Origin of the sequence: Eggerthella sp. 1_3_56FAA, from assembly GCF_000185625.1 — a bacterium.
In the GTDB taxonomy this organism is placed as follows: domain Bacteria; phylum Actinomycetota; class Coriobacteriia; order Coriobacteriales; family Eggerthellaceae; genus Eggerthella; species Eggerthella lenta.
Map to the genome: position 1 here is coordinate 259,134 of NZ_GL622579.1, position 1,205 is coordinate 260,338.

Genomic DNA, 1,205 nt, shown 5'->3' on the forward strand with positions numbered 1-1,205 from the left:
ACGGCGATGACCTTGCCCCTCTTTCCGTTCTTCCTCATCTTTTGTCTCCCTTCTATCCGGTGTGCCTGAGCGCGCAGGTGAACGAGCTGATCCCGGTCGACATCTTGCAGACGTCCCCCGGCTTGGGCTCGTGGATGTAGCGGTCGCCGCCTATGTAGATGGCGACGTGCCCGGGGCGGTAGAGGATGTCCCCGGGGCGCGCCTGTGAGAGGGGGAGGGCGGTGAGCTCCCTTCGCTGGTCCTCGGTGTAGTGGCTGATCTGGATGCCCGCCTGGCGGTAGCAGTACTGCGTGAGGCCGCTGCAGTCGAGCCCGACCCCGGGGGTCGAGCCTCCCCACACGTAGGGGACGCCGAGCTGGCTGTACGCCGCCTGCACGATTGCGTCGCCCGCCCCGCCGCCGCTCTCCCAGTCCTCGAGGCTCATGCTGTCGAAGCGGTAGAGGCCGTAGGTCGCCATGATGTCCTTGAGCGTTTCGACATAGTCGGAGCTGGTGGCGTACCCGGCGTCCTTGAGGCCCTCGGCCATGAGGTCCGAGTCCTTCTCCTCGATCGCCTCCCTGATGAGAGCGTTATCCCGGTAGCGCGGGCTCTGGAGCAGGACCCTGCTGCGGAAGACGACGCAGTCGCGCGGCGACGCGAAGCTCGTGAAGTCGGCGGTCACGGTCACGTGCTGCCCGCCGTACTCCTCGCCGGTCTGCCAGCTCGACTTCCCCGTCACCTCGGGGCACCCCGCGAAGCTCGGCGACCACTTGATGCCGAACAGGTTGTTGTCCCGCTCGGCGAGCCCTGAGAGGTGGTCCCCGACGCCCGACTCGCAGATGATCTGGGCGATGGTGCACCCTGCCGGGTGCCCGTACTCCTCCTGGCACTCGAGGGCAGCCTCCACCATCTCGTAGGTGATGTAGGGCGGCAGGCCTTCGAGGGAGGCCTTGGAGGCCTCGTTCGTCCAGAAGCCGAAGAGCGCTCCGACGAGGCTCGAGAGCATGACCACGGCGAGCACCGCGGCGAGGGCTCCGGCGAGCACGCCCGCGAGGGGCGCGGCGATGGAGGAGAGGGCCGCCGCCACGGTGCCGGCCGCCTTTCCCCTCGCCGCCGAGGATGCTACCGACCTCCCGAGCCGGGTGGCGGCGGACCGTGAGGTCGCCCAGTTGCGGCGCCGCTGGGCCGAGCGCATGACCGGCAGGCCTCCCTTCCCGCGCCCCCTT

General features: G+C 69.0%; 1 protein-coding gene. It reads right to left on the minus strand.

The annotated features are described in order from the left end of the window. Positions 1-52: 52 nt before the first annotated feature. On the minus strand, positions 53-1,205 hold a 1,153-nt coding region (locus HMPREF1023_RS01105), incomplete at its 5' end, for a glucosaminidase domain-containing protein (RefSeq protein ID WP_156788363.1).